At 33.0% G+C, this 1054-nt stretch carries 1 protein-coding gene; it reads right to left on the bottom strand.

What is annotated here, in order from left to right; all coding sequences use genetic code 11:
• Positions 1–1054: hypothetical protein (locus SLH46_RS21610; protein WP_320283306.1), on the bottom strand; the 1054-nt coding region annotated here is incomplete at both ends.

Raw genomic sequence — 1054 nt, 5'->3', positions numbered from 1 at the left:
GTCAGATTTTTATCCATTATCGGATTGGAATAATATATATAATCCTGATAAACGCTTTCGCTAAAATTTCTCCAGTATTTTTGATAATTATCCCTAATGTGAATATTGCCACCAAGACCATAATAGGTATACTCTTTAATTTTAGCAATAGTCCCATCATGATCAATATCTTCGATTTTATAAACCCGAACACCTCCAGCACAAATATCATTACCCCACTTATCGGTTCCAGTGTTTGTCTCATAATAATATTTGGTCTTTCCTCCGGTTGGATAAGTAATCTGGTTTAATATCCCTTTTGCTATATAAGTGTTATTAATATCCCTATCATTGAGACTATACGTTTGCATAGTCGATCGATTTAAATAGATCGGAATATATCCCGTATTTGAAGCCCCGTTGTAGTACCCAAAATAATCTACACTTTTTGATGTGTTAGCTGGATTGTCAGAGCCATTGTAAGAAAACGTCCAAACCTTATCGCTGATATTTCCTGAAGTTCCTTTTTCTTTTAAATATTGAAGTTGTAACTGACCATTATTTACATATCTTCCATACTCAAGAATGAAGCTTCTCGATTCGGAATGGATCTTGTCTAAGATTTTTATTTCAGTTAACTTTTTTTGCCAGATATCTGCACTAGCATCTGTGCTGTAAATAAATGAAACTTTAACTGCATCCGTTTCGATTGAACTTAAAAGTTTCATGTATAAATCATAATCTGTTGTATGATTTACCACATTATTATATGTAGCTGGGGCACTACTGTTACCGTTCTTTCTAACTTGAGAATTAGCCAAACTATATTCAGTAGTATATGATTCATAAGTGAAATCAATAGTTTGGTTGTTCGGAGTTGTAATTTTGCTTATTTTCCACTCTGTTATCCCGGTAGCAGATCTAGCTGAATTAATAATTGATCCAGCAACCGAAGATGTAGTTGTTGAAGCAGGAATGTCAAATTCATATTTAATGCCTTTTGAATCGTATATTGTAAATTCCGTATTAATCCCTCCATACGTAAAAGTTGGAACAATTTTAAGATCATCATCAA

The sequence above is a fragment of the Draconibacterium sp. IB214405 genome, assembly GCF_033963885.1.
Lineage (GTDB): Bacteria > Bacteroidota > Bacteroidia > Bacteroidales > Prolixibacteraceae > Draconibacterium.
This window is presented reverse-complemented; position numbering and strand designations above follow the sequence as displayed.